The organism is Bacteroides sp. 90-K9/2 (assembly GCF_047310725.1).
In the GTDB taxonomy this organism is placed as follows: Bacteria; Bacteroidota; Bacteroidia; order Bacteroidales; family Bacteroidaceae; genus Bacteroides; species Bacteroides vicugnae.
In genome coordinates this window covers 122754-147999 of record NZ_JBCGVL010000007.1, presented here as the reverse complement: position 1 = coordinate 147999, position 25246 = coordinate 122754, and the positions used below count along the sequence as shown (strand labels likewise).

The window sequence follows — 25246 nt, the reverse complement described above, 5'->3', positions numbered from 1 at the left end:
TTTTCACCAGCCAATATATTTTTCTAAAAATAAAAAAGACTTCTATTTCCCAAAATCGGTTACCTTTGCATAAAGAGAATGCATGATGAATAAAGAATTACCTAAAATAGACTTGCCAGAAGAATGGCTCATTGGTACAGGTATTAATAAGGATTTACTCAACTTGTACACGAATTTTCCATGCCGATTAAAATCGGAGATTTTCGTATTATGCATGGCTGGAGAAATAGAAGCTTCAGTCAATCTGAACCACTTCACAGTACACGCCAATGATTTCGTAACAATTATGCCGGGAAGTATTATTCAGATACACAGTCTAAATGGAGAGCCTGTCCTTTACTTCGGTGGCTTCTCATCCAAATATATAGAACAGGCTAGTTTAAACCATGCAGCAATTGATACCTTATTTGTGACACTGGGAAGACCGATCATTTCACTGAAGCCGGAGGGCGCCAAGCTATTGGAAGAATATCTTCATTTTTTAATAAAACTTTATTCCTTTTTCGACGAAACAACACGCAAAAGTATTACTCCACATCTATATAATAACATACATGCAGGAATAGCCGCCATGTATAAAAACCGGCTGCAAAATACAACTGAGAATCTATCAAAAAATGAGCTGATTTACAAGAATTTCACTCAACTAGTGATGCAAAATTATAATCAGACACGTAATGTAGCATGGTATGCCGAGAAACTAAAAATTACACACAACCACCTCTGTACTATAGTAAAACAGGTTACTGGGAACACATGCATAGAAATTATTTCTCACATGGTCATCATGGATGCCAAATCACAATTGAAATCGACAAGACTCTCTATTCAGGAAATTTCCGATTCACTCAATTTTGCCAACACATCGTTCTTCGGCAAATACTTTAAACGATATGTTGGCATGAGTCCATTGGCCTATAGGAATAATGGGTAAATGACCGGACACTAACAGATTATCTTTGTTATATGCTATAAAGCCAATCAGTTATCATAATCGTATTCCAGACTAAACTCATCCACATAAAGCACACTACCGGACGCTCCGGTAAAGAAATCACCGTATTTGCTTGCAGAACATACCAGGACGATATAGGTTGGTTTTCTGTTCGTAGCCCTATATTCCAGTTTCAAGTCAAATTCCTTATACACGGCAACAGAAGTTCCCGATGTAAATTCAGCATAAGCAATCACATGCTTATCATTTTTATCAAACAATTTCCGGTTAGAAGGTTTGGTGCGTATTTCAATCGGACTATCCCAATCACCAATGGCAATATAGATCGAGCAGGTATCTGTCCTTCCTTTTAAATAATTATATTCAATGGAAGAGTTATCAATGACTCCGGGCTGGTACTTATAATATCCTTTCAAATGAGTAGGATAAGCAGAGAACGATTGCCCAAAGTTCAAGATACCATTTGTTCCGTCGGTTGCCACATATTTACCGACAAAGAGGTTACCGGCAGCTAATTTCCCGGCAGAACCCACTCCCACAAACTTAGACTCAAGTTTCGCAGCCCTACCGGTTGTTTTACCCGACCATATATCTTCGGTAGGAACAGAGTTGCTGTCACCTAAGGTTGTAGCTCCTTGATTTCCGGTATCCCAGAAAGGAGCTTCATTACTTCCCCACGGGTTCCAGACTTTACCACTCTGATTCCAATTATCAAATGTACCACCTGTTAAAGGAATCTCAGCAGTCGTTCTAAAAGTAATCTCTTCACCACGATCTTCTGTTCCATCCACCAAAGCACGACATACATATTCCGTGTCCGCTTTCAAATGCGGAACACAAACATAGAAGTTTACTCCATTCTGTACAACGATATCCTGATCTACCCTTGTCCATTCTTCTGATGAAGCTTCACGTATTTCAAAGCCGTTCACGACATCCTCCTGTCCTTCTCCATAAAGCCATGCTACATTAGTCCAGCCATCCGCCGAATTAGTAAAGACAACCTTATCCGTGATGAATGCGTACAAACTCCACTCTTCGGTTTTTCCTTTAAATGTCACATTTACTTTCTGCTCTTGTGTAAAGTCCTTCAAAGTGGTAAAGTCAGGCGAAACGGTAGAACTGATCGGCCCCAGCTTCAAATCTTTCACGGTTATTTTGTTGAGCATCGTATTTTTATTGACATAAACGATAGCTTGTCGAGCTTTTTCGTCAATCACGGCTCCTCCGACCTGATTCTTGACGCTAAATACTCGTTCGACGGTCTGGTTGGCTATAATCTTCCAGCGATAATCCTGATACAAAGACAATACCACTTCTTTAGGAGAAGACAAATCAATCGTTGTATTCACCTTCAAATCCGTATTAGCCTCTTCTGAATAATCGAAACGGGTGACAATCACTTTCTTCAAATCTACAGAATCGAGCAAGTCTACTGTCACCGTACGTTCTTCATTATTAATGACTGCACTACCAATCTGTCCATTCACCTCAAAGCCGGTAATAGACAATCTGACAACAGGATACGGCAAATCGTTCTTGACGCATGATGAAAAAGCAAATGCAATGCAAATGCATATAATTAAGGATAAAAGTCTATTTCTGCCTTTACTTTTCATGATTACATACTTATAGTTAATCCTAAATTAATATCAAACAAATTTATTTTAAAGTTGGCTCCACCGTTCGTACGGGAACCTTTCTCACCAAGATTATTCACCTGACTTTCCTTACGGTATTTCAAGCCTATCACTCCCACACTACATTCCACACTCACATTTTGCATAATAAAGACAGCCACTCCGGGATTAATCCCCAACTGTGCCTCAAATATATTCGTTTTGGTATTCTTCAAACTCTCGCCCGAACCTCTTGTAAACTCCGAATGTCCGAATCCCAAACGCAGATTGGTTTCATTGAACAATCCGAAACGTTTTCCCGGATCCAACCCGATATAGGAGCTATGGAAAAAGGTGCAATTATACAACTCTTCTTTCAACTTCAATTCCTTGAGAGTGAAATTCACGTCATCATCAATCTTAAAACTAACATTGCCTAAATGACCGTCCGTATGCTTATAACCGAGCTTTACACCCACTACCTGATTATCTTTGAAAAAATAACCGATAAAAGGAGCCACATTAATGGTACGTGCTTCAAAATCAAAATCATCGAGATAAGTAAACAATAATTTGGAGTCCTCACTGTTATAATCCCAAAACGAAAAATCCGTACCAAATATCCATTTTCCTTTAGGCATAAAGCGATAATTCACAATGCCACGATCAAACCGCCCTACCCTTTTGATTCTCAATAAATCAATGCCTCGCTTGGTCTCTAACGTATCACTTTTCCAATCGAACTCTCTTTTAACTGTTTCAACCGTGTGAACCGGAAGTGCAGCTGTTATTTTACTATCCTGTTTACGCTCCGACAATACAAGGTCACAAATCGTTCCTTCTAACTTCAAAGGAGTATTGACAACATCAGAAGCCAATTTTATATCCGTTGAAGAAACTGGCGGAACAGCTACTGCTTCTCTCTTAGACGCAACCTTCTGCCTTTTATCTGCCTGCTTTTTATCTACAAACTTCCCCACTGGTCTTTCTTCAGGCTTCTTCACAACCTTTTCCACAGAATTCTCTGCTGGAGACACGTTTTCCTCCACTTCTCCAATTATCTGGCGGGCAGAGTCCACAGCAGCTTCAGTTACCTGATAAGTATCCTCTACTGATGACAATACCTCCTGTTTGTCTTCCTGTCCCTCACTTTTTATTCCATAAAAGAATACCAAGCCGGCGCATACAACCAGAAGCAGGAACAGTAATATGTATTTTTTTCTATGTCTCATAAAATCATAAGCAAATCGTCAATCCCAAACTAATATTGAAAGGATTCACCCTAAAGTTAGATCCACCCGTCATCCGTTTTCCCGTCTCTCCCAGATTATTTTTCTGTTTTTCCTGCCTGTAACGAATGCCGGCTATTCCGAGCGAACATTCAATACTTACATTTTGCATAATAAAAACAGCCAATCCCGGATTTATTCCCAATTGCACCTCAAATATATCTGTTTGAGTATTAACCAAATTTTCGTCTACACCACGGTCGAATTTAGACTTTCCAAAATTGAATGTCAAGGCAGTCTCATTGAACAATCCAAATCGTTTACCGGCATCCAAACCTACATAAGAGCGATGGAAGAACGACACGTTATACAAATTTTGTTCCAACTTTAAATCTTTCAAAGAGAAATCGACATCATCATCGATTTTCAACGTGATATTATTCAAGGCTCCTCGCATATTCCGGTATCCGAACTTCAATCCCAACACCATATTATCACAGACAGCATAGCCTCCATATACAGAAAAATTCAGATTACGCCCATCACAATCAAAATTATCAAAATAGGCAAACAGCAGTTTATTATCCGCACTATTATAATCCCAGTATGACATTGTGAAACCAGAGATCCACTTCCCTTTAGGAATGAAACGATAGTTCATGATTCCACGATCATAACGTCCGATACGTTTGATTCGCAGGAAGTCCAAGCTCCCTTTTACTGGTAGCGTATCCTTCTGAAAAACGGGGACAGAATCTTCTACCTCCAACGATTGACAAACCGTTTCTGTCTTTCCCCACAAAGAGAAAAAGAATACAGACACCAGTACTGTTACCAATAACCGTTTATACATTCGTCCTGTTTTTTAAAGGTAAAAAGCTATTCCCAGTCCTATACTGAAAAGATTAATTTTAAAATTGGCACTCATCGACGAACGGTTGCTTTCGTAAATCCGGTCCGTCACCTGATGGGTTCGGCTGACATTCAGTCCCAACACCCCAATGCTTACTTCCACTGCCGTATAATTATTGATAAAGGCAACCAAACCCGGACTCAAACCAACACTTGCATCCAAAGAAGTCTGATATACTCCTGTCAGGTCATCCCCTTTACCGTTCACCACTTTTGAAACAGAACCTCCCAATTCTAACTGCACTTCATTGAATAATGCAAAACGCTTGCTAGTACCTAAATTGATGTAATTTCTCAAGACAGCAATTCCCGAATAAGAGTTCTTCAATTCATACAGGTTACTAATATCAAAGTTGGTATCTTCATCAATATTTACACTGATATTATTTAGCTTGGTATACGTCCGGCTATACATAAAACGTCCACCTGCAGCTACATTATCCTTAAAAGCATAACACAATACCGGACTCACTTTAAAAGCATACCCTTCCCCACTCAAATTCTCTATCACCAGAAACTGATAGTTATCATTTGAGTATTGAGAATAAGAAACTGAACTACCCACAATCCATTGTCCCTTAGGAATGAAAGTTCTCATTTCTATATTCCGTTTGAACTCCTGTTGCGCGCATGTTTGCGTCGTTCCAACAATTATTCCCAAGATTATCAGGAATGAAGTTTTGATAAAGTAATTCATACTTTGCTTATTCATAAATTAATTCCAAATCATCAAGCCACAAAGTACTGCCCGTACTTCCGGTAAAATAATCTCCATATCTACTTGCACTACCCACTAAAATAATATCAGTCGGTTTACGGTTAGAGCGATAGTTAATCGGGATCTCCAGTTTTATCAATCCTTCACCCTCCGTCGACTCTTTAAGAATACACTCTCCATAGCCTATCACATTTGAAGAATTTGAATCAAAAAGCTGCCTGTCAGCAGGCTTTGTCTTAACAAGTACCGGTATATCCGTTTCTCCGTCAAAAGTCTGATGTGGCCAGTCGCCCAATGCTATATAAATAGAGCCCATATCTTTACTGTTTTTCGGCAACTCACCCAATGTTGAATAGTCCACTGTACCAGCTACATATCTATAATAAAGCACCAATTTCGATGGACGTGAAGTGAAAGGACGTCCAAACCGTAAAATACCGTCTGTACCATCTATTTTCAGGAACTTCCCGACAAATATATTTCCGGCAGCAAAAGCACCAATTCCAAAAAGAGCCACATATTGAGACTGTAATTTTGCAGAATAATTCCCACTGTGCTTAATGGCTGCATCATACGTTGTCACATTCTTATTCAATGTAGCAGAACCCGTATTACCACTATCCCAAAACATTTCTCCACCACTCTTATAGATATAAAGAGGCGAATCTCCATGCCAGTCTTCAAATCCAGCATTCGGCAATTGTGCAGGAGCTTCTGTAGTGAATTGTTTTGTTTCTTTCGCTGCAACAGTACCAGCCATTGCCTGATATTCATAGGTTATACCAGGTTCAAGTCCGGTTATTTGACTCGTAAATATTTTATTATTCAACACAGCCTGATTCGAATACATCCAATCATTGGAACCAATCGCCCGGTAACGGAAATTCATCTCTGTAACTGAAGCAACCAGACTACCATACAGAGTGGCTTTTGTTGACCAAACATCGTTCTGTGTAGCAATATCCTCGGTAGCAACCAAAGCATCTGTAGCAATAACCGTCAACGTTTTCGCTCTATCTTTTCCATTCCGGTCCCTTACTTCAATGTCAAATCGATAGGTGTTATTACCGTCATCGATCGAATTAGTCATTATCTCTCTCAAGTTTTCCTTAAATGCAAACTGAACCTTTGTCATATCCGCATTAAATTGGATACTAAATCCAAGATTATCCAGTTCTCTTATCTGAACTTCAGTCAATTCCATCAAGTCGAAAGAAGAAAAATGGGTAATTCCCAACCGTGCAAAATCCGCACTCGTCACTTTCAATTCAGTAAAAGGCACACTAGCAGCCATCCGCACAACAATAGGTGTTTCCTTGTCGAATTGCGCACGATAAACTGCATTATCCAACTCGTAAATCTGATCATTCTCGATTATCTTAATAACAGGACGTGCCAGTATATCTACTTTCTCATCCGTCGTCAAAGCTGTCTCAACCACATTTACGGAAATCATGCCACCACCCACTTCAGAGGAAGAATTACTAAAAGTCAAATCATATCTGGTTGCTTTCCGTACCAGATTAATAACTCCACTTTTGGTTATTTCTGTTCCACTGCCGTTAAGTTGCCCTACAAGGTTCCATCTTAATTGGTTTTCATCATCCAACAGCATAAAATATCCTAGTTGGGATATGTTATCCTGTGTATATTCCAAAGTTCCCAATCGGTTACTCACTGTAATTTTATAAGTAGGAAATGCCTCCTGTAATTCGTCAGACAGAGCCAGACCGACTACTGTATTGCGAATGCCACACACTACTGATTCCGAAATAGCCGTCCCTTTTGAAATTGTAAACTCTTTCGTCCCCTTGAAATAAGAATCGGTAAAAGATGCAGCTACGGAATCACCCGCAGTAACTTCCGCTTTATAATTGTCGGGAACTAACAGTATTTGTTCCGGCATTTCATCCAAAGTGGCGAATTTACGCACCAAGCCCTCCGCGTTACGGATATACACTTTACACTTCTGGAGCAATTCTTCATCAGTAAGCGTAGCTCTCGTCTTTCCGGCAGAAACAGTAGGTAATTCACGTTGAACACCTATCTTCAAAGATAATGCGCCCTCTCCATTATTTGTCAGGTCACTTTCACGGCAGGAGACACAAACAAGTCCAACAATGAAAGCTATAACTAATATATGTATCAGTTTTTTCATTCTGTTTTCTTTGCTATTGATTTCAATGCTAAAGTAGCTGTTCTGGTATTATTTGCCTGATCGACAACGGTAATAATAAAATTATGAGAAGCAAGTCCATACAATCCGAGTAGCGGCGTAAACTGTGTAATATCAAACACCAAATATTTCACTCCGATCACTTCACTGCCCACTGGGAAACCTAAGCTCTTCAACGCTTTTTCCAAATCTGCATCTGCAGGGTGTGCCAAATCAAATTCAGAAGACAAACCTACTGACTTCAGTATTTCAGGTGTCAAAGTCTCCGAATCAATCTTCACTTTCAAATTTTGAATACCATTATCTGCTGTGATATTAACAATAATGGTTTTGGTTTCGTCTTTCTCTACTTCTATCTCATCCATTATATTGAAACCTTGTCCTACGATTGTCGGTGCACTTGTTCCAGGATTTACGGATGGATCTTCCGGCAATATATCTTCTGCTCCCGGATTAGCCCAAGCAAGTAAATCCACTTTCTTACATACTGCATCCAGCTTTACGCTTAATCCCATGTCACCCACTGAAGGTATCTCCAGATTAAACACAATGTTCCGGTGCTCTCCACCTTTCACATTGCTGAAACTGGTTTGCTCTTCTGTCCATTCCCCATCTACCGTTCCCTGGAAATGAACAATAATGATATTGCTTACTTCGGCAGCTTCAAAGAATCCGGCACGTCCACTTCCAATATCGGTATTATTAAAAGTCAGTTCACCTGTACCGACTTTTATTGTAATGGACTGGTCACCACCTACTTTCTGTTTCAAATCATCATTGAGGTCGACTGTCACCATTATATTCTGCAAGAAACATTTGATTACATCAACCGATGTAACCTCATCTTTTTTTATTGTAAAAGTTTGGGTTCCTTTATAGAAAGGTTTTTCCCATTCAGCAGGTTTTACGTCATGTGATAATGCTTCAATCTTATAGTTACCCACAGTCAAGGTTAAGATTTCGGGCATGTCCCTATATCTTGTATATTCCTTTACCAATAAATTATTATCAGTCGAATAAATCCGAATGATATAATCATCTGTATTGATTGCTTTACCGTCTGCACGTGACAGCACATCCACAGAAACAGAAACACTTGTTCCCGCAAGTCTTACCTGTCCTTCACCTTGATTTGTATTCCCGGTTCCTTCGTCGTCCCTTCCAAAATCAGGGTTATCATTCATACAAGCACTGCATAATCCTAAAATGCTTGCCAAACATATAAAAACGAGTTTTTTTATTGCTTTCATATTACTCATTACTTATATTCTAATATTATATTTTTATCTATATACAATTCACTACCAGTAGAAATAGCTTCACCCTTATTATCCGTTGTTTTAATCTTACTGTCTTCAACACTTTGAGTGTTTGAAGCATTGGAAGAAGAGGCAAACATCACTCTTAAATGAGTCGCTTTTTTCTCAAACATCGTATTATAAGTTAAGTCCACCGTGAAATCCTTTTGAGAACTCGTCGCTGTTAAGACTTCACTACCTTCAGCTAACTTTAATGTTTGTCCTCCTTCGCGGTTTTCTACTATTACAGTTACAATTCCGCCCTGATCGTTATTAGCTACATAAGTATAAGTACCTTTCAGCTTTATCGGACGGGAAGTGAAGGATATGCCTTCATTATAGATTTCTACATTAGTAGAATGGTTATAACTATAACTTCCCAGGAAAAGCTTACCGGCAGAATGATGACCATGAGTAGGAGGTGTCAAATCATTAAGAGTACTTGCACCAATCGCATTTCTTGATGGAGGGTCACTTGTTGCCACAGTCCAAGCCACATTACGCATCAGAATGCCATTACTTTGTTTCATACTTGAAGGAATCATATACCAAGTGTTCTTAACACCACTAATAGGTACTGTCTTTTCATTTACTGTAGCCCAAGATTCATTTTCATCAAAATCAAGTGCTGTTAAATTTGTTGTATCAAATCTATTATCTCCCCAAAAAGAACTATGATTATACTTTCCTCCTTTATTAATAGTTCCACTAAAGATTGTCTTACCCCATCCTTGCGTGAAATCCGGAAGCTGTATTACACTCTCTGTTACCTGCATAACAGGAATTGAATAAGTCGTACCATCATCACAAGTCGTTCTGAAATAATAAGTAGTTCCCGGAGTAAGTCCTGAAATGACAGCCTTTCCAGTGGTTGCATCAAGTTTCAAATCTTTGGCATCCACTTTCGTCCACGTACTTCCATTCAAAGAAATATATGCTTCAATAGCACTCATCACATTAGACATATCTTCGGCATATTCAGGTACAATCGTCATTTCGGCCGTATACGACCACACATGAAACGGTTCGAGAATAACACTATAAGAAGGTATAATAACAGCTACGGAAACGATGGCCGATTTCAAACCGTTATATTCAGCTTGGAAGTCTTTGGCTACAACTCCCATATCAATACCACTTGCTTTTATATTGTAATATCCTTCTTTTCCTTCTATCGGAGTGATAACCGTATTGTTAATCAAAGTCATCACACCATAATAACGATAATAGAGCTTAATATTCTGCGGATTGCCTTCTTTCAGTTTCACCGGAATTGTCACTTCTTTACTCTTCATCTTCACAGGATCCGTAGGTAGCAACATAAAGTTCTTAGGCGTTGTTATATTCAACACATAATCTTCACTTTGCTTACCATAAGTACTGGTGGCACTCAAATAGAATAAATGAGTATCATTATTATCCGTAATATTCAGATTAGGAATCAAACCAGTAAAATTAATAATACCCATCTGATCCTGATTAATACCAAAGCCAATCAACTTCACACCTGATTTGTCCAGCAATGCTTGATCTTCAGGAGTAAGTGCCGCCAGATTAAATCCTTCCTCCGGCCAATCGGGTAAATTAGGAGAAGTAGTTCTAAGAATACATTTCGTAAAACCGCCCAAAGAAGTCAACAAAGCCGATAACTGATTCGATTCAATCGGATTACCGTCCCACTGATTACCATCATTACTTGTTTTCTCAAATCCGGTCAATGTGAAATAAGGAGGTTTAATATTCAATGCTTTATCCGAAATATCCAAAGTAATGGGTCTGACTTCCGTTACACGGTCAAAGACAATGCTCAACATGGCTTTACCAGCATCCACATTCATTTGCAAATGATAATGATGTTGAGCTAACGCCTCCTCAATGGTAGCCACTTCAATGGTAGTCGGACTTAGTCCGCCATTCACTTTCGTGAAAGTCAGTTTTACTGAAATTCTACCCGGCTTCACATAAGCAGCACGCGTTTCTCCGGACGAAAAAGAAACTTCACTTCCCAACTCTGCCTGTACAGTAGAAGAATAAGTCTTAAAATACTGTTTGAAATCATCCGTGTATTCAATACTTATTTTAGTATTGGCCAATTTACAAGTAGTTTCCACGGGAGTAGTCTCGCCACCACGGATATTAAAATCGGTAGTACCCTCATAATAAGGAGAATCAAAGCCTTCCTTCTCAATGTCACCATAGAAAGCTTTCAAGGTATAACTTCCTACCGGGAAAGTAGTGTCTTCATCATAGTCACTCAATTTATCCCAGGAAGCCTGCACTTTGTCACCTTGCAACACGGAAATAGAGAAATCTTGTATGGAAGGCAGTACTTCCTCACTCGAGCGTGTCGTAACATCTGTCACCGAAGAATTTGCGGATAGATGCAAGCTCATTCCACCAAAGGCACCCGAACGCTTTTCATCGTTTACACAACTGCACAATAATACAATCTCTAAAAATAAAATAAACTTCAAAATACCCTTCATACCGAATTAAATACGCCTTTAAATAATACGGAGTCCCTCTCTCTGAAATCAAAGATAAGCTTAAATACCTAATATACAGGTGCTATCTTGTAAACTAGCCGCAAAAATACAGTTTTATTTCTTTATAATAAAGTATCTAAAGAAAGTTTTATTTTCGAATATGAAAAGAAGACCACAATTAAGGCCTATAATATGAAAAATGAAACATTTTTAAGAGATATAACATAAAAGTTCTGTCTTTCAGATGAAAAACAGAACTTCATTATATAATAGATTGAACGTTAATAAAGCTTATTTATCGACGCCTGGCATCAAGACTACTCCCAACTTCTTCTTGCCGTCCATCTTGACTACCACAGGTTTTTCAAAGCGAACATGACGGAGATAGTTCGTTTCCTGCACTGCTGGTTGTGCATTGAGGAAATCCTGATTATAAACTCCATCATTCATAAAGGCGTTGATCGTGAAATATCCTACCCCGAAAGAAGTCAGGTTCTGAAAAAAGTGTGTCCCCTGACTGGGATCTACCCGGTAATTAGTCAGACCGGCTTCCACAATCACACGGGCAGCCGAAATATGAGGCCACTTCACCGGAATACCCAGCCATGTATCACTGCTTCCCCAACGACCCGGACCAACGAGCACATAATTTTTTCCTTCTCCCAGGAACTGTTGATTGATCTTTTCTATCTCCCAGGCAATCGTCTGATTATTGGAAGCACTATAATTATCGGTTTTTACATAAACCACATCATATACCTCATTCATAATGCCGTGTCCCAATGAATTATACGAACGGAGAATCACATCTTCATCAGGAATCTCGTTCAAATCCTCGTCCAGCATTTCTTTACTGTCTACGATAGGACGGATCTGCAACAGATAGAAAGTTCCGGATTTATCATGTTCGCGACTTAACGTTGCTGCAAATTCAATTTCAACCGGACGACGCATCTCCTGTTCACCATATTTCAATACCAACTGCAGAATACGAGCCAACGGGAAAACATCATGTTGCAGGATATTAGCAAAAGTAATCACCTTACGTCCTCCCGGATATAAACCATCACGAATAATCTGATCGTACGGATCGTAGGTAGAAGCAATATAACGCAGAGCACCGTCACTTTCCGCCTCTTTGACATGAAGTTTCAGCAAATTAAAACCATCGTCGATAGAAAAATCATGTCCGGCATTTTTCAAATCCAATGCATAAAAACGAGTTTGAGTCTCCTTGAGGGCTATTTCCATTTCACTGGTTTGCAACACCTGATTGGGATGATAGGGAGAAAAACGAAGGGTCATGCCACCGTCAACAATATATTTTCCTAATCCCAAAGCCAGATTAACCGTTCCTTCTTCGGCTTTTTCATCTCCTAAAGGATAATAATTCAGTGAACGGGCCACACCGGACATAGACGGATAATAACGATCGCCGTACTGGTTTCCAACTACTTCCTGTAAGATAACAGCCATTTTCTCCTGATCGATTACATTCGAAGTGGCTTGCATATACGCTTTGCTGTCACGGAAATAAACCGAAGCATACACCCCTTTGATAGCATCAGAGAGCATCCGCAACATTTCATAGCGGTCGTCCAGATAAGGAATCATGTAAGTGTTGTAAATTCCGGCAAACGGCTGATAATGAGAGTCCTCCAACAAGGAAGAAGAACGAATGGCAATCGGAGACTTCACTACATCGAAGAAAGTGAAAAAGTCCTCTACCAACCGGTCAGGCAACTTTGCCTTCAGAAAGTATTTCAGAATCGTAGCATCATCCGCATCTGACAGTGCAATCTGATACAGATTATTAGTATCCATAAATTCATCAAACACATCCGTACAAAGCACCACTGTTTTCGGAATAGCGATACGCGCATTTTCAAACTCGTCGAACTCCGGATGACGCTTCACCATATTATCAATAAATGCCAGTCCACGTCCTTTTCCTCCGAGAGATCCATCCCCGATACGGGCAAAGTTAGAATAACGGTCGAAGCGGTCGCGCTTAAAGACCGCCACGACTCCCTGGTTCTTCATCTTACGATACTTCACAATCGCCTCAAAGATGATTTTACGGTGAGCATCCACATCCTGAAGACTATTCCAGGTTATCGGTTTCAAAAATTCAGCTACCGGGAACATGGCACGCGAATAAAACCAACGCGACACGTGATTCCGACTGATATGATATAAGAAGGACTCCGCAGGTACGGCAAAAAGAATATTTTGTAGCTCCTTCAAATTCCGGACGCGGGCAATCTCCTCCCCAGTATCCGGATTCCGGAAAATAAAATCACCAAAACCAAAATTATCGGAGACAATACGGCGCAAATCAACGTCCATCTTCTTGGAGTTCTTGTCGATAAAGCTGGCACCATACTTGGCTGCATAAGACGAATTTTCAGATTCGGAAGACTGGATAATCAAAGGAACAAACGGATCATTCTTACGTATCTCCGCACACAGCTTGATACCTGCCAGACCGTCTTTCTCCCCCCGTTCCACTTTCGGGAAACGGACGTCAGTGATTACCCCCAATATATTATTCTGATACTTATGATAGATTTCCATCGCCTCCTGATACGTACGTGCCAACACTATTTTAGGACGTCCGCGCATACGGAGCGTACGCTGGTGAGCATTCAAGGCTTCAGTAGAGAATTCCTGACTCTGCTTCAACACGAATTTATACAGATTCGGCAAAATAGAAGAATAGAAACGAATACCATCCTCCACCAAAAGAATCAACTGCACACCGACCTCCTGCACATCGTGTTCCAGATTCATCTTGTCCTCTATCAACTTGATGATAGACACCAACAAGTCAGTATTACCCAACCAGCAAAATACATATTCAAACGCACTTAAATCTTCATTGATAATCCGTTTAGTAATACCATGACTGAAAGGAGTCAGAATGACAATAGGAATATGCTCGTATTTCTCTTTGATGTGACGGCCGATGTCGAAACTGTCATTATCCCCCGTGCTCGGCATACAAATCACCAGATCGAACGACATGTTTTCCAACTGTGACAGTGCTTCCTCCTCCGTAGACACCTGCGAGAAACGAGGTGGATAGCGCAGAGACAAAGAAGTGTATTCATTGAAAATCTTCTCATCAATGCGCCCGTCATCCTCCAACATGAAAGCATCGTAAGGATTAGCGATTAATAACACGTTAAAAATCCGCCTTGTCATCAAGTTAGCGAATTGTGTATCTTTGAAGTAAAGCTGGTTTAATTTATATTTACTAAGCATAAAGTCATTCTCCTTTCTTATTCCAAATCGTCATATCTCCAAAATCATGTTTCAGCAGATCGTTACTATGAATAATGGCATATTTAAATCCCAAATATTCACTACGAATATCCAACAACTCCTTTATAACCGGATAATAATCTTCTTTCTTACCTGACATATATTCATTAACAGCATAAGAGAAAAAGTTCATTTTTTGAATAAACTCATCATAAAATCGTTGTTCACGACAGTTCCTATAAGGTAGTTTCCCATTAAATAATAAATTCAACAACTGAATCGTTGAAAGCACTTCGGAAGTCGCATGGTCACTATTAAATATTACTTTCTGATTGACAAAGTCATTCGAATGCCTTATTATAGTCTCTATGTCATAATGGATCGGATCTAAGATATCATCATACTTATTCGATTTTTTATTATTGCAGTATCCACAAGCTACAAATAAGTTTTCCCATGTTTGTTTCAAATCTCCATTATTAGCTTGCGACTTGAAATGTTCTACTTGGTAATCTGTTGTCAAATGCCGTTCGCACAAATAACATTTATCATTCTGATCCATCAGTAATTGTTTGCAGACTTCGTCCGTATTATAACTTTTATCTAAAGTTTGTGGCTTATCCGCATTCTTACAAATTCTAATCATCTTAATTAATTCTTATTTTGCCACTCTCTTTTCAGATCATAATATTTAGCTTTAACTGCAGGAGCTACTGCCTCCGGAATCTTATCAAAATCTTTCAGATACATATCCAATTCACTTTTATCCGAAACAGAAAGCTGCTCTGCACGAATCAACTCTTCCAGCCGTTGTAAACGCATTTGAATTTCACTGGAATCTGTGCGAACACCAAAATAACCTTCCGCTAATGCTTCATAAGAATAATCCGTTAAATCTTCAATCGGTTCACGATGTTCCAAATCAAAAGCAACAGCATTCTCTAAAGAATTAAGAATAAAAGGAGAATGAGTAGTAACAATAAACTGTATATTAGGGAAAATAGCAGTCAACATCGGCAAGATCATTCGCTGTAGTTCCAAATGAAGATGTGTTTCTATTTCATCAATCAACACAATTCCCTCTTTCTCGTATGCACGTACCACATTATCCTGCGATTGCATTTTTAAGATTAAATCGGCTACGATGTCCAATGCAGCTGAATATCCTGCTGACAACTCCGTGAATTTAAACGATTTTCCACGCGTTTGAATGAGGAAAGAGTAATCTTTATAATTGAAATCAAGTTCCAAGGTTGTATCATTAAATATCTGACGGAGGATATTACGAAAACCGACAAACCATTGACGAATATAATCAGCATCCTCCATTTTTCCTTCATTACGGGCTAAGGCTTCTTGCACTTTACAGTCAACCATAAAATTCAAGAACTGATCTACTTTATTGTGTGTCAGATCAGTTTTCATTTCCAAATCCGGTTTAATCGGATTCTTAGGTTCTACAAAAAGAGATCTACGTTCATCTGCATAATAGGCTATGATAAAATCTTGACTTAGAAAATCCTTAGAGATGGAATATATATCATGGAATGAAAGTTCCACTTTTCCATACATTTCTTCAATTCTAGTTTTATAATGTTCAATACTATCCTGATTAGAGACAATATCTCGCAAATTATTAGCGGCCTTAGCCGTTTGCAACCATGTTCGATGAGATATTAAATTCTTTTTAACATCTAAAAAGCTCAACGTCTTATCATTGCAAACCTTGTTCAAATGCTCCACAATTGCATTCAACAAAATAGTCTTACCACTTCCGTTCTTTCCCGTAATAATCAGATGTTTTTTCTCATTTTCAGAAATTGGAATACAAAAGTTTTCCAAATGAAAAATGTGATTAACCTTGATATTCGTAATAAAATTACCCATAGTCCTTTATACTTGATGATTACTTTTGCAAAGTTAATTTTTTAAATCTCATTTTCCATCATCTTCTTTATAAAGTTTACTTGTTTATCTCTTATTATTTTGTAGATTTGTAACTTTAAGTTTATTCAAAAAGACTTTTTATTCACATGAAAAAAGTAACTTTATTAATGAGTGGAATCATGGTGATGTCATGCGCTCCCCAACAGAAAAAGCTAGTCTACCCCGAGACAGCGAAGGTAGACACCGTAGACGTGTACTTCGGTACACAAGTTCCCGACCCTTACAGATGGTTGGAAAATGACACCAGTGCAGCTACTACTGCCTGGGTAGAAGCACAAAACAAAGTAACGAATGAGTATCTAAGCCAGATTCCGTTCCGGGAAAACTTGTTGAAACGATTGACCACACTGGCCGATTACGAGAAGATCAGTGCGCCAATCAAGAAACATGGTAAATATTACTTCAGTAAAAATGACGGCCTGCAGAACCAGAGTGTATTCTACGTACAGGATTCACTGGACGGCGAACCTCGCGTTTTCCTCGACCCGAACAAGCTCTCGGACGATGGCACAGTGGCACTGACCGGTCTTTATTTCTCAAACGACGGCAAATATACCGCTTACAGTATCTCACGCAGCGGATCGGATTGGTCTGAAATATTTGTCATGGACACTGAAAGTGGCAAGTTATTGGAAGACCACATCGAATGGGCCAAATTTACCGGTGCCGCCTGGCAGGGAGACGGATTCTATTACAGCGCCTACGATGCTCCTGCCAAAGGAAAAGAATTCTCCAACGTAAACGAAAAGCACAAAATCTATTATCACAAAATAGGTGAACCGCAATCGAAAGATAAACTGATTTATCAGAATCCGGCTTATCCGAAACGTTTCTATACAGCCAGCACCAGCGAAGACGAACGTATTCTCTTCCTCACAGAATCCGGTGCCGGAAGAGGGAACAACTTATTTATACGAGACCTGAAAAAGCCGAATTCTCCTTTCATCCAACTGACTACCGACCTCGATTACCAATACTACCCGATTGAAGTGATAGGCGACCAGATTTATATTTATACTAACTATGGCGCACCGAAAAACCGGATCATGGTAGCCGACATTAACCGTCCTAAACTGGAGGACTGGAAAGAACTCGTTCCCGAATCGGAAGCCGTTCTTTCAAACGCAGAAGTGATCGGTGGCAAACTGTTCCTTACTTACGACAAAGATGCTTCGAACCATGCATACGTTTACGGGCTCGACGGCAAGCAGATTCAGGAAATCCAACTGCCGTCACTCGGTTCGGTAGGCTTCAGCGGCAACAAAGACGATAAAGAATGTTTCTTCGGATTCACTTCATTCACCATTCCGGGTGCCACTTATAAATATGACATGGACCAGAACACCTATGAACTATACCGTGCACCGAAAGTACAGTTCAACTCGGATGATTTTGTGACGGAACAAGTATTCTTTGCCAGCAAAGACGGTGTAAAAGTCCCGATGTTCCTTACCTATAAGAAAGATCTGAAGAAAGACGGAAAAAATCCTGTATTCCTTTACGGATACGGTGGTTTCGGCATCAGCCTCAACCCTGGTTTCAGTGCAATGCGCATCCCATTCCTCGAAAATGGCGGTATCTACGCACAAGTCAACCTGCGTGGTGGCAGCGAATACGGTGAAGACTGGCACGTAGCCGGAACTAAGATGCAGAAGCAGAATGTATTCGACGACTTCATCTCTGCTGCCGAATATCTTATCAACGAAAAATATACGAACAAAGATAAAATCGCCATTGTAGGTGGCTCCAACGGTGGTCTGCTGGTAGGTGCCTGCATGACACAGCGTCCGGACCTGTTCCGTGTAGCAATTCCGCAGGTAGGCGTGATGGATATGCTACGCTATCATAAATTTACTATCGGCTGGAACTGGGCAAGCGATTACGGAACAAGCGAAGACAGCAAAGAAATGTTTGAATACCTCAAAGGCTATTCTCCATTGCACAACCTGAAACCGGGCACGAAATATCCGGCAACACTGGTGACCACTGCCGACCATGACGACCGCGTGGTTCCCGCCCATTCATTCAAATTTGCCGCTACGCTGCAAGCAGACAACGACGGTACAAACCCGACACTGATCCGCATTGACAGCAAAGCAGGTCACGGTGCAGGTAAACCGATGGCAAAAGTACTTGAAGAACAAGCAGACATCTACGGTTTCATCATGTACAACCTAGGGATGAATATTAAGTATTAGGTATTAGCGCTGAATACTTACATTAAATATTAGGTATAAGGTATTAAGTATAAGTCTATGCGGTTTGCAGCACAGCCTAATACTTAATACCTTATACTTTATACCTAGCACTTGTTCCTACTATCATTTTATCATTATTTAATCAAAATAATGGCATAAAATCAATCATATCTGAAAATTTTTCCTATATTTGCAGTGAGTTAGTTGACATTTTATCAGAATTAACCTTTTAAAATATAGTATCATGAACATCCAGAAAATCATGTCCTCTTTGGAGGCTAAGCATCCCGGTGAATCTGAATATCTTCAGGCAGTGAAGGAAGTTCTTCTTTCTATCGAAGATATATACAATCAACATCCTGAATTTGAAAAAGCTAAAATCATAGAAAGATTGGTAGAACCTGACCGTATCTTCACTTTCCGTGTGACATGGGTGGACGATAGAGGCGAGGTACAGACCAATCTCGGCTATCGTGTACAATTCAACAATGCGATAGGTCCTTATAAAGGTGGTATCCGTTTCCATGCATCCGTTAATCTTTCCATTCTGAAGTTCCTCGGTTTCGAACAAACATTCAAGAATGCACTGACTACCCTGCCTATGGGTGGCGGTAAAGGCGGTTCCGATTTCTCTCCACGCGGTAAGAGTAATGCCGAAATCATGCGTTTCTGCCAGGCATTTATGCTGGAGTTGTGGCGCCATCTCGGGCCGGACATGGATGTGCCTGCCGGTGACATCGGCGTAGGAGGACGTGAAGTGGGCTATATGTTCGGCATGTACAAAAAACTAACTCGTGAATTTACCGGTACATTCACCGGCAAAGGATTGGAATTCGGCGGTTCATTGATTCGTCCGGAAGCTACCGGTTTCGGAGGACTGTATTTTGTCAATCAGATGCTTCAGGCAAAAGGGATTGATATAAAAGGTAAGACAGTGGCAATTTCCGGTTTCGGCAACGTTGCCTGGGGAGCAGCTACTAAAGCTACCGAACTAGGTGCAAAAGTAATCACGATTTCCGGTCCGGACGGATATATCTACGATCCGGATGGTATCAGCGGTGAAAAAATAGACTATATGCTCGAACTTCGTTCTTCGGGTAACGATATTGTGGCTCCTTATGCCGAACAGTATCCGAACGCAACCTTCGTAGAAGGAAAACGCCCGTGGGAAGTGAAAGCAGACATCGCACTTCCTTGCGCCACCCAGAACGAATTAAATGGAGAAGATGCTCAAAATCTCATAAAAAATGACGTACTTTGCGTCGGAGAAATTTCCAACATGGGATGTACCCCTGAAGCTATCGATCTTTTCATTGAACATAAGACGATGTACGCTCCGGGTAAAGCGGTCAACGCAGGTGGTGTAGCCACTTCCGGTCTGGAAATGTCTCAAAACGCAATGCACCTTAGCTGGAGTGCTGCCGAGGTGGACGAAAAGCTCCATGCAATCATGCACGGCATCCATGCACAATGCGTGAAATACGGCACGGAACCCGACGGATATATTAATTATGTGAAGGGTGCCAACATTGCCGGGTTTATGAAAGTAGCTCACGCAATGATGGGACAAGGCGTTATTTAATAATTGAAAATTGAGAATTAAAAATTAAAAAATAAAAGAGTTTGGTAGTGGACTATATTAGTCAACAAGACATTTATTTTTCAATTCTCAATTTTTAATTCTCAATTTATTCAAGGACTTTGTTTAGTTGTATTTGTATTTGTGGTTTGCGCTGCTCGCCTCCTGTGACAGGACGCGGGTAGCGCTATTTTTTTGAGATTAACGTTATTTTCGCTGGAATTAATTATCTTTGTGGCATAATAGGTTAAATAATAGTTTGTGAATTTGTTATATGCGATAAATAACTCACAACTAATAATTTACTATTATTGGTTTTGTAATTAATAATCAAGTAATAAATAAAAAATGCTACAACCCGAATTGAAATTTCGCCGTGACAAAATTCGCAGCCTGATGGTGTCACAGGGCATCGACGCCGCACTTATCACTTGTAATGCAAATTTAATTTACACGTATGGCTGTGTAGTCAGTGGCTATCTTTACCTCCCCCTTCATTCGCCTGCACTATTATTTTTTAAACGTCCTAATAACATCACAGGAGAGCACTCATTCTCTATCCGCAAACCGGAACAAATCGTTGATCTGCTGAAAGAACAAGGATTGCCGATGCCAACCAAACTGATGTTAGAAGGTGACGAACTTCCTTATACGGAATATTGTCGTCTGGCCAGTCTCTTCCCGGAAGCGGAAGTGGTAAATGGTACCCCGTTGATTCGCCAGGCGCGCAGTGTGAAAACACCTGTAGAAATTGAAATGTTCCGCCGCTCCAGCATTGCTCATGCAAAGGCTTATGAGCAGATTCCAAGTGTATACCGTCCCGGTATGACGGACATTGAATTTTCCATCGAAATAGAACGTCTGATGCGCCTGCAAGGTTGTCTTGGAATTTTCCGGGTATTCGGACGCAGTATGGAAATATTCATGGGTAGTGTACTGACCGGAGACAATGCCGGTTACCCCTCTCCTTACGATTTTGCCTTAGGCGGTCAGGGACTTGATCCTGCCTTGCCGGGAGGAGCAAATAAAACTCCGTTAAAAGAGGGACAAAGCGTTATGGTGGACTTAGGTGGCAACTTCAACGGCTACATGAACGATATGAGCCGTGTATTCTCCATCGGCAAACTGCCCGAAGAAGCTTACACCGCCCATCAAGTTTGTCTGGATATCCAGGAAAAGATTGCTTCCATTGCCAGACCGGGCATTGCCTGTGAAGTGCTTTACGACACAGCAATCGAAGTAGTCAAAGCAGCCGGATTTGCCGACAAATTTATGGGAACAGGACAACAAGCCAAGTTTATCGGTCACGGCATCGGACTTGAGATTAATGAAGCTCCGGTACTGGCTCCCCGCATAAAGCAACCATTAGAACCGGGTATGGTCTTTGCCCTCGAACCGAAAATCGTTATTCCGGGTGTAGGTCCCGTAGGTATTGAGAACTCCTGGGTAGTGACCAACGAAGGAATCGAAAAACTGACAAACTGCAATGAAGAAATCATTGAATTAAGTTAAACAGACAATGAAAAAGATGTGTCCGGCAAAGAACAGGCACATCTTTTTCTACTAATAATAACACACTTAACCCCCAAAAACAATGAAACAACCTTTCATTCTAACCCTTGTTTCCTCTGTTGCCTGCGCTGCAACAGCCGCCAACAAAGCACCGGAAAACACCACACCGACAAAGTCAAAAACACCCAACGTTGTATTTATCTATGCCGACGATCTCGGCTACGGCGATCTGGAATGTTACGGAGCTAAAAACGTACAGACACCCAACGTCAACCGACTGGCAAAATCGGGAATCCTTTTCACCAATGCTCATGCAACAGCCGCCACCAGCACCCCTTCCCGCTACTCCATGTTGACCGGAGAATACGCATGGCGCAAAGAAGGAACGGATGTAGCGGCAGGAAATGCCGGAATGATTATCCGTCCCGAACAATACACCATGGCAGATATGTTCAAAAGTGTCGGTTACGCCACTGCCGCAGTAGGCAAATGGCATCTGGGACTCGGAGATCAAACCGCCACTCAAGACTGGAATGCTCCGTTACCTTGTGCACTGGGCGATTTAGGTTTCGACTATCATTACATTATGGCAGCTACAGCCGACCGCGTACCTTGTGTGTACATCGAAAACGGAAAAGTAGCCAACTATGATCCGAGTGCTCCCATCGAAGTCAGCTATCAAAAGAACTTCGAGGGTGAACCAACCGGAAAAAGTAATCCTGAATTACTTTATAACCTCAAGCCAAGTCACGGTCACGATATGTCGATCGTTAATGGAATTTCACGCATCGGTTTTATGAAAGGCGGTGGAAAAGCACTCTGGAAAGACGAAAACATTGCAGATTCACTTACCACACACGCCATTCGATTCATCGAGGACAACCAAAACAAACCTTTCTTTCTCTACTTTGCCACCAATGACGTACATGTGCCCCGCTTTCCTCACGACCGTTTCAGAGGAAAAAATCCGATGGGATTAAGAGGCGACGCTATCGTACAGTTCGATTATTGTGTCGGTGAAATCCTGAATGCACTCGAAAAACTGGGATTAAGAGAAAATACACTCATTATTCTTTCAAGTGACAACGGCCCGGTAGTAGACGACGGATACGATGACAAAGCAGAGGAACTGCTCAACGGTCATAGTCCTGCGGGACCGCTACGGGGCAACAAATATAGTGCCTTCGAAGGAGGAACCCGTATTCCTGCCATCGTCAGCTGGCCTGTAGGAGTAGAAAAAGGAATGACTTCAGACTTATTGGTTTCACAAGTGGACTGGCTCGCCTCTCTCGCTTCCCTGACCGGAGCTACGATGCCTAAGAATGCCGCACCGGATAGTTACAACTATCTGGGAAGTTGGCTGGGTAAAGAAAAGACAGACCGCCCGTGGGTGATAGAGCAAGCTTCCAATCACACACTGTCCGTCCGCACCAAAGACTGGAAATACATCGAACCGAATGACGGACCGAAAATGATTCAATGGGGACCGAAGATAGAAACCGGAAACTCTAAAGAACCCCAGCTTTATAAGATGAAAGAAGTGAAAGAGGTAACCAACTATGCAAAGAATATGCCGGAGAAAGTGGCAGAACTGCAGGGTATCCTTCAAAGCGTACGTGAAGGAAATGTTTCATTTTAATGACAACAACATCATGAATCATCAATCAATCCCATTGATAGGCAGCATCCTGCTTCTATCTACCCTATCTGCCAACGGACAGAAAAAAAATACCCAGCCCAATATCCTCTTCATCCTTTGTGACGATATGGGATATGGAGACTTGGGATGCTACGGTCAACCATTTATCCGCACCCCTCATATAGACGCCATGGCCGGTGAAGGAATGCGTTTTACGCAAGCATACGCAGGAAGTCCCGTCAGCGCCCCTTCCAGAGCTTCATTCATGACAGGACAACATTCAGGCCATTGTGAAGTACGAGGTAACAAGGAGTACTGGAAAAATGCACCGATCGTGGAATATGGACAGAATAAAGAATACTCAATAGTGGGGCAACACCCTTATGATCCCGACCACGTAATCCTGCCGGAGATCATGAAAGATAACGGCTACACCACAGGTATGTTCGGCAAATGGGCCGGAGGTTACGAAGGCTCCTGTTCCACTCCCGACAAACGGGGGATAGACGAATACTACGGTTATATCTGTCAGTTTCAGGCTCATCTTTATTACCCTAATTTCCTGAACCGTTATAGTAAAGCATTGGGTGACACCGGAGTGGTACGTGTAGTGATGGATGAAAACATCCAATATCCGATGTATGGTCCCGACTACCTGAAACGTCCGCAATATTCGGCCGACATGATCCACCAGAAAGCATTGGAGTGGCTGGATCAGCAAGACGGTAAACAGCCGTTTTTCGGCGTATTGACTTACACCTTGCCTCATGCGGAACTCGTTCAGCCGGAAGATTCTATCCTGAATGAATACAAAGCTAAATTCAACCCGGATAAAGAATTTAAGGGAAGCGAAGGCTCACGATACAACGCCATCACGCATACACACGCCCAATTTGCCGGAATGATTACCCGCCTAGACTATTACGTGGGCGAAGTTTTGAAAAAACTGAAAGAAAAAGGACTGGACGAAAACACATTGGTTATTTTCTCCAGTGACAACGGCCCTCACGAGGAAGGCGGAGCCGATCCTACTTTCTTCGGCAGAGACGGAAAACTACGCGGACTGAAACGTCAATGTCACGAAGGAGGAATACGTATTCCATTTATCGTCCGTTGGCCGGGACACATACCTGCAGGCGAAGTAAATGATCACATCTGTGCATTTTATGATTTAATGCCGACGTTCTGCGAAGTCATTGGTATCAAAGACTACGAAAAGAAATATCGCAATAAGGAAAAAGAAGTCGATTATTTCGATGGGATTTCTTTCGCTCCCACACTGCTGGGTAAAAATAAGCAAAAGAAACATGACTTTCTGTATTGGGAGTTTGATGAAACAGACCAGATTGCCGTACGCATGGATGATTGGAAAATGGTAGTGAAAAAAGGAACACCGTTCCTCTATAATCTAAAAACAGATATTCATGAGGATCATGACATAGCACTCCAACATCCGGATATCATGGAAAAGATGAAGACTATCATCTTTGAACAACATACTCCGAATCCTCATTTTTCGGTGACGTTGCCCAAACGGTAAACGTACGGATAAAGAAATAATGAGTAATCAGCAGTTGGAAAGCAAGTTATCATTCATTTCCGTACCGTTTTCACCACAGAGGACACGGAGGACACAGAGTTTTCAGAGTTCTAATTCAGAGATTATTATAACCTCTGTGTCCTCCGTGTCCTCTGTGGTGAAATAGTTCAT

16 protein-coding genes are annotated in these 25246 nt (G+C 41.0%); 6 read left to right on the top strand and 10 right to left on the bottom strand.

Annotated elements, in window-relative coordinates:
- Positions 1 to 85: 85 nt before the first annotated feature.
- Entirely contained in the window at positions 86 to 934 is an 849-nt protein-coding gene (locus AAHJ11_RS16470; protein WP_413579882.1) for a helix-turn-helix domain-containing protein, read from the top strand.
- A gap of 47 nt (positions 935 to 981) precedes the next feature.
- Here the strand turns inward: AAHJ11_RS16470 and AAHJ11_RS16465 are convergent, their stop codons facing one another.
- From AAHJ11_RS16465 to AAHJ11_RS16420, 10 genes are all read right to left on the bottom strand, one after another.
- Entirely contained in the window at positions 982 to 2574 is a 1593-nt protein-coding gene (locus tag AAHJ11_RS16465; RefSeq protein WP_413579855.1) for a PCMD domain-containing protein, read from the bottom strand.
- Between the two features lie 2 nt (positions 2575 to 2576).
- Positions 2577 to 3806: an efflux RND transporter permease subunit gene (locus tag AAHJ11_RS16460; protein ID WP_167511774.1), complete on the bottom strand. Its 1230-nt coding sequence runs from the start codon at positions 3804 to 3806 to the stop codon at positions 2577 to 2579.
- A gap of 4 nt (positions 3807 to 3810) precedes the next feature.
- Positions 3811 to 4656 carry a hypothetical protein gene (locus AAHJ11_RS16455; RefSeq protein WP_413579854.1) on the bottom strand — a complete coding sequence of 282 codons (846 nt, stop codon included), beginning with the start codon at positions 4654 to 4656 and terminating at the stop codon, positions 3811 to 3813.
- Positions 4657 to 4668: 12 nt separating this feature from the next.
- A complete protein-coding gene (locus AAHJ11_RS16450) occupies positions 4669 to 5412 on the bottom strand; it encodes a hypothetical protein (RefSeq protein WP_004306842.1) in 744 nt (247 codons plus the stop codon).
- Positions 5413 to 5419: 7 nt separating this feature from the next.
- The gene (locus AAHJ11_RS16445) at positions 5420 to 7591 is read right to left on the bottom strand and encodes a DUF4493 domain-containing protein (RefSeq protein ID WP_413579853.1); all 2172 of its coding nucleotides are present in this window, start codon (positions 7589 to 7591) and stop codon (positions 5420 to 5422) included.
- A complete protein-coding gene (locus AAHJ11_RS16440) occupies positions 7588 to 8859 on the bottom strand; it encodes a DUF4493 domain-containing protein (RefSeq protein ID WP_413579852.1) in 1272 nt (423 codons plus the stop codon). Before AAHJ11_RS16440 ends, AAHJ11_RS16445 begins: the two co-directional genes overlap by 4 nt.
- 8 nt (positions 8860 to 8867) lie before the next feature.
- The gene (locus AAHJ11_RS16435; RefSeq protein WP_413579851.1) at positions 8868 to 11393 is read right to left on the bottom strand and encodes a DUF4493 domain-containing protein; all 2526 of its coding nucleotides are present in this window, start codon (positions 11391 to 11393) and stop codon (positions 8868 to 8870) included.
- Between the two features lie 291 nt (positions 11394 to 11684).
- Positions 11685 to 14660, bottom strand: a complete 2976-nt coding sequence (locus AAHJ11_RS16430; RefSeq protein WP_413579849.1) for a PEP/pyruvate-binding domain-containing protein — start codon at positions 14658 to 14660, stop codon at positions 11685 to 11687.
- Positions 14661 to 14664: 4 nt separating this feature from the next.
- Positions 14665 to 15306 (bottom strand): HNH endonuclease, encoded by a 642-nt coding sequence (locus AAHJ11_RS16425; RefSeq protein ID WP_117935352.1) that lies wholly within the window; start codon positions 15304 to 15306, stop codon positions 14665 to 14667.
- Positions 15307 to 15311: 5 nt separating this feature from the next.
- Positions 15312 to 16547: an AAA family ATPase gene (locus AAHJ11_RS16420; protein WP_413579848.1), complete on the bottom strand. Its 1236-nt coding sequence runs from the start codon at positions 16545 to 16547 to the stop codon at positions 15312 to 15314.
- A 146-nt stretch (positions 16548 to 16693) separates the two neighbouring features.
- Between AAHJ11_RS16420 and AAHJ11_RS16415 the strand changes: the two genes are divergently transcribed.
- The 5 genes from AAHJ11_RS16415 (at position 16694) to AAHJ11_RS16395 (ending at position 25075) form a co-directional block, all read left to right on the top strand.
- Complete coding sequence (locus AAHJ11_RS16415; protein ID WP_074707806.1) at positions 16694 to 18805, top strand: prolyl oligopeptidase family serine peptidase; 2112 nt, start codon at positions 16694 to 16696, stop codon at positions 18803 to 18805.
- Positions 18806 to 19049: 244 nt separating this feature from the next.
- The gene (gene gdhA, locus AAHJ11_RS16410) at positions 19050 to 20387 is read left to right on the top strand and encodes an NADP-specific glutamate dehydrogenase (protein ID WP_074707804.1); all 1338 of its coding nucleotides are present in this window, start codon (positions 19050 to 19052) and stop codon (positions 20385 to 20387) included.
- A gap of 345 nt (positions 20388 to 20732) precedes the next feature.
- The gene (locus AAHJ11_RS16405) at positions 20733 to 21896 is read left to right on the top strand and encodes a M24 family metallopeptidase (RefSeq protein ID WP_074707801.1); all 1164 of its coding nucleotides are present in this window, start codon (positions 20733 to 20735) and stop codon (positions 21894 to 21896) included.
- An 82-nt stretch (positions 21897 to 21978) separates the two neighbouring features.
- On the top strand, positions 21979 to 23535 hold the full coding sequence (locus tag AAHJ11_RS16400) for a sulfatase family protein (protein ID WP_413579845.1): 1557 nt from the start codon (positions 21979 to 21981) through the stop codon (positions 23533 to 23535).
- 13 nt (positions 23536 to 23548) lie between these two features.
- Positions 23549 to 25075, top strand: a complete 1527-nt coding sequence (locus AAHJ11_RS16395) for an arylsulfatase (protein WP_413579843.1) — start codon at positions 23549 to 23551, stop codon at positions 25073 to 25075.
- The last annotated feature ends 171 nt before the right edge of the window (positions 25076 to 25246 follow it).

What these genes read in the sequence shown, in the direction of transcription:
- AAHJ11_RS16420 (WP_413579848.1), bottom strand. Translation starts at nt 16,547, where the DNA reads ATGGGTAATTTTATTACGAATATCAAGGTTAATCACATTTTTCATTTG.
- AAHJ11_RS16435 (WP_413579851.1), bottom strand. Translation starts at nt 11,393, where the DNA reads ATGAAGGGTATTTTGAAGTTTATTTTATTTTTAGAGATTGTATTATTG.
- AAHJ11_RS16430 (WP_413579849.1), bottom strand. Translation starts at nt 14,660, where the DNA reads ATGCTTAGTAAATATAAATTAAACCAGCTTTACTTCAAAGATACACAA.
- AAHJ11_RS16450 (WP_004306842.1), bottom strand. Translation starts at nt 5,412, where the DNA reads ATGAATTACTTTATCAAAACTTCATTCCTGATAATCTTGGGAATAATT.
- AAHJ11_RS16425 (WP_117935352.1), bottom strand. Translation starts at nt 15,306, where the DNA reads ATGATTAGAATTTGTAAGAATGCGGATAAGCCACAAACTTTAGATAAA.
- AAHJ11_RS16470 (WP_413579882.1), top strand. Translation starts at nt 86, where the DNA reads ATGAATAAAGAATTACCTAAAATAGACTTGCCAGAAGAATGGCTCATT.
- AAHJ11_RS16440 (WP_413579852.1), bottom strand. Translation starts at nt 8,859, where the DNA reads ATGAAAGCAATAAAAAAACTCGTTTTTATATGTTTGGCAAGCATTTTA.
- AAHJ11_RS16395 (WP_413579843.1), top strand. Translation starts at nt 23,549, where the DNA reads ATGAATCATCAATCAATCCCATTGATAGGCAGCATCCTGCTTCTATCT.
- AAHJ11_RS16405 (WP_074707801.1), top strand. Translation starts at nt 20,733, where the DNA reads ATGCTACAACCCGAATTGAAATTTCGCCGTGACAAAATTCGCAGCCTG.
- AAHJ11_RS16455 (WP_413579854.1), bottom strand. Translation starts at nt 4,656, where the DNA reads ATGTATAAACGGTTATTGGTAACAGTACTGGTGTCTGTATTCTTTTTC.
- AAHJ11_RS16415 (WP_074707806.1), top strand. Translation starts at nt 16,694, where the DNA reads ATGAAAAAAGTAACTTTATTAATGAGTGGAATCATGGTGATGTCATGC.
- gdhA (WP_074707804.1), top strand. Translation starts at nt 19,050, where the DNA reads ATGAACATCCAGAAAATCATGTCCTCTTTGGAGGCTAAGCATCCCGGT.
- AAHJ11_RS16465 (WP_413579855.1), bottom strand. Translation starts at nt 2,574, where the DNA reads ATGAAAAGTAAAGGCAGAAATAGACTTTTATCCTTAATTATATGCATT.
- AAHJ11_RS16445 (WP_413579853.1), bottom strand. Translation starts at nt 7,591, where the DNA reads ATGAAAAAACTGATACATATATTAGTTATAGCTTTCATTGTTGGACTT.
- AAHJ11_RS16400 (WP_413579845.1), top strand. Translation starts at nt 21,979, where the DNA reads ATGAAACAACCTTTCATTCTAACCCTTGTTTCCTCTGTTGCCTGCGCT.
- AAHJ11_RS16460 (WP_167511774.1), bottom strand. Translation starts at nt 3,806, where the DNA reads ATGAGACATAGAAAAAAATACATATTACTGTTCCTGCTTCTGGTTGTA.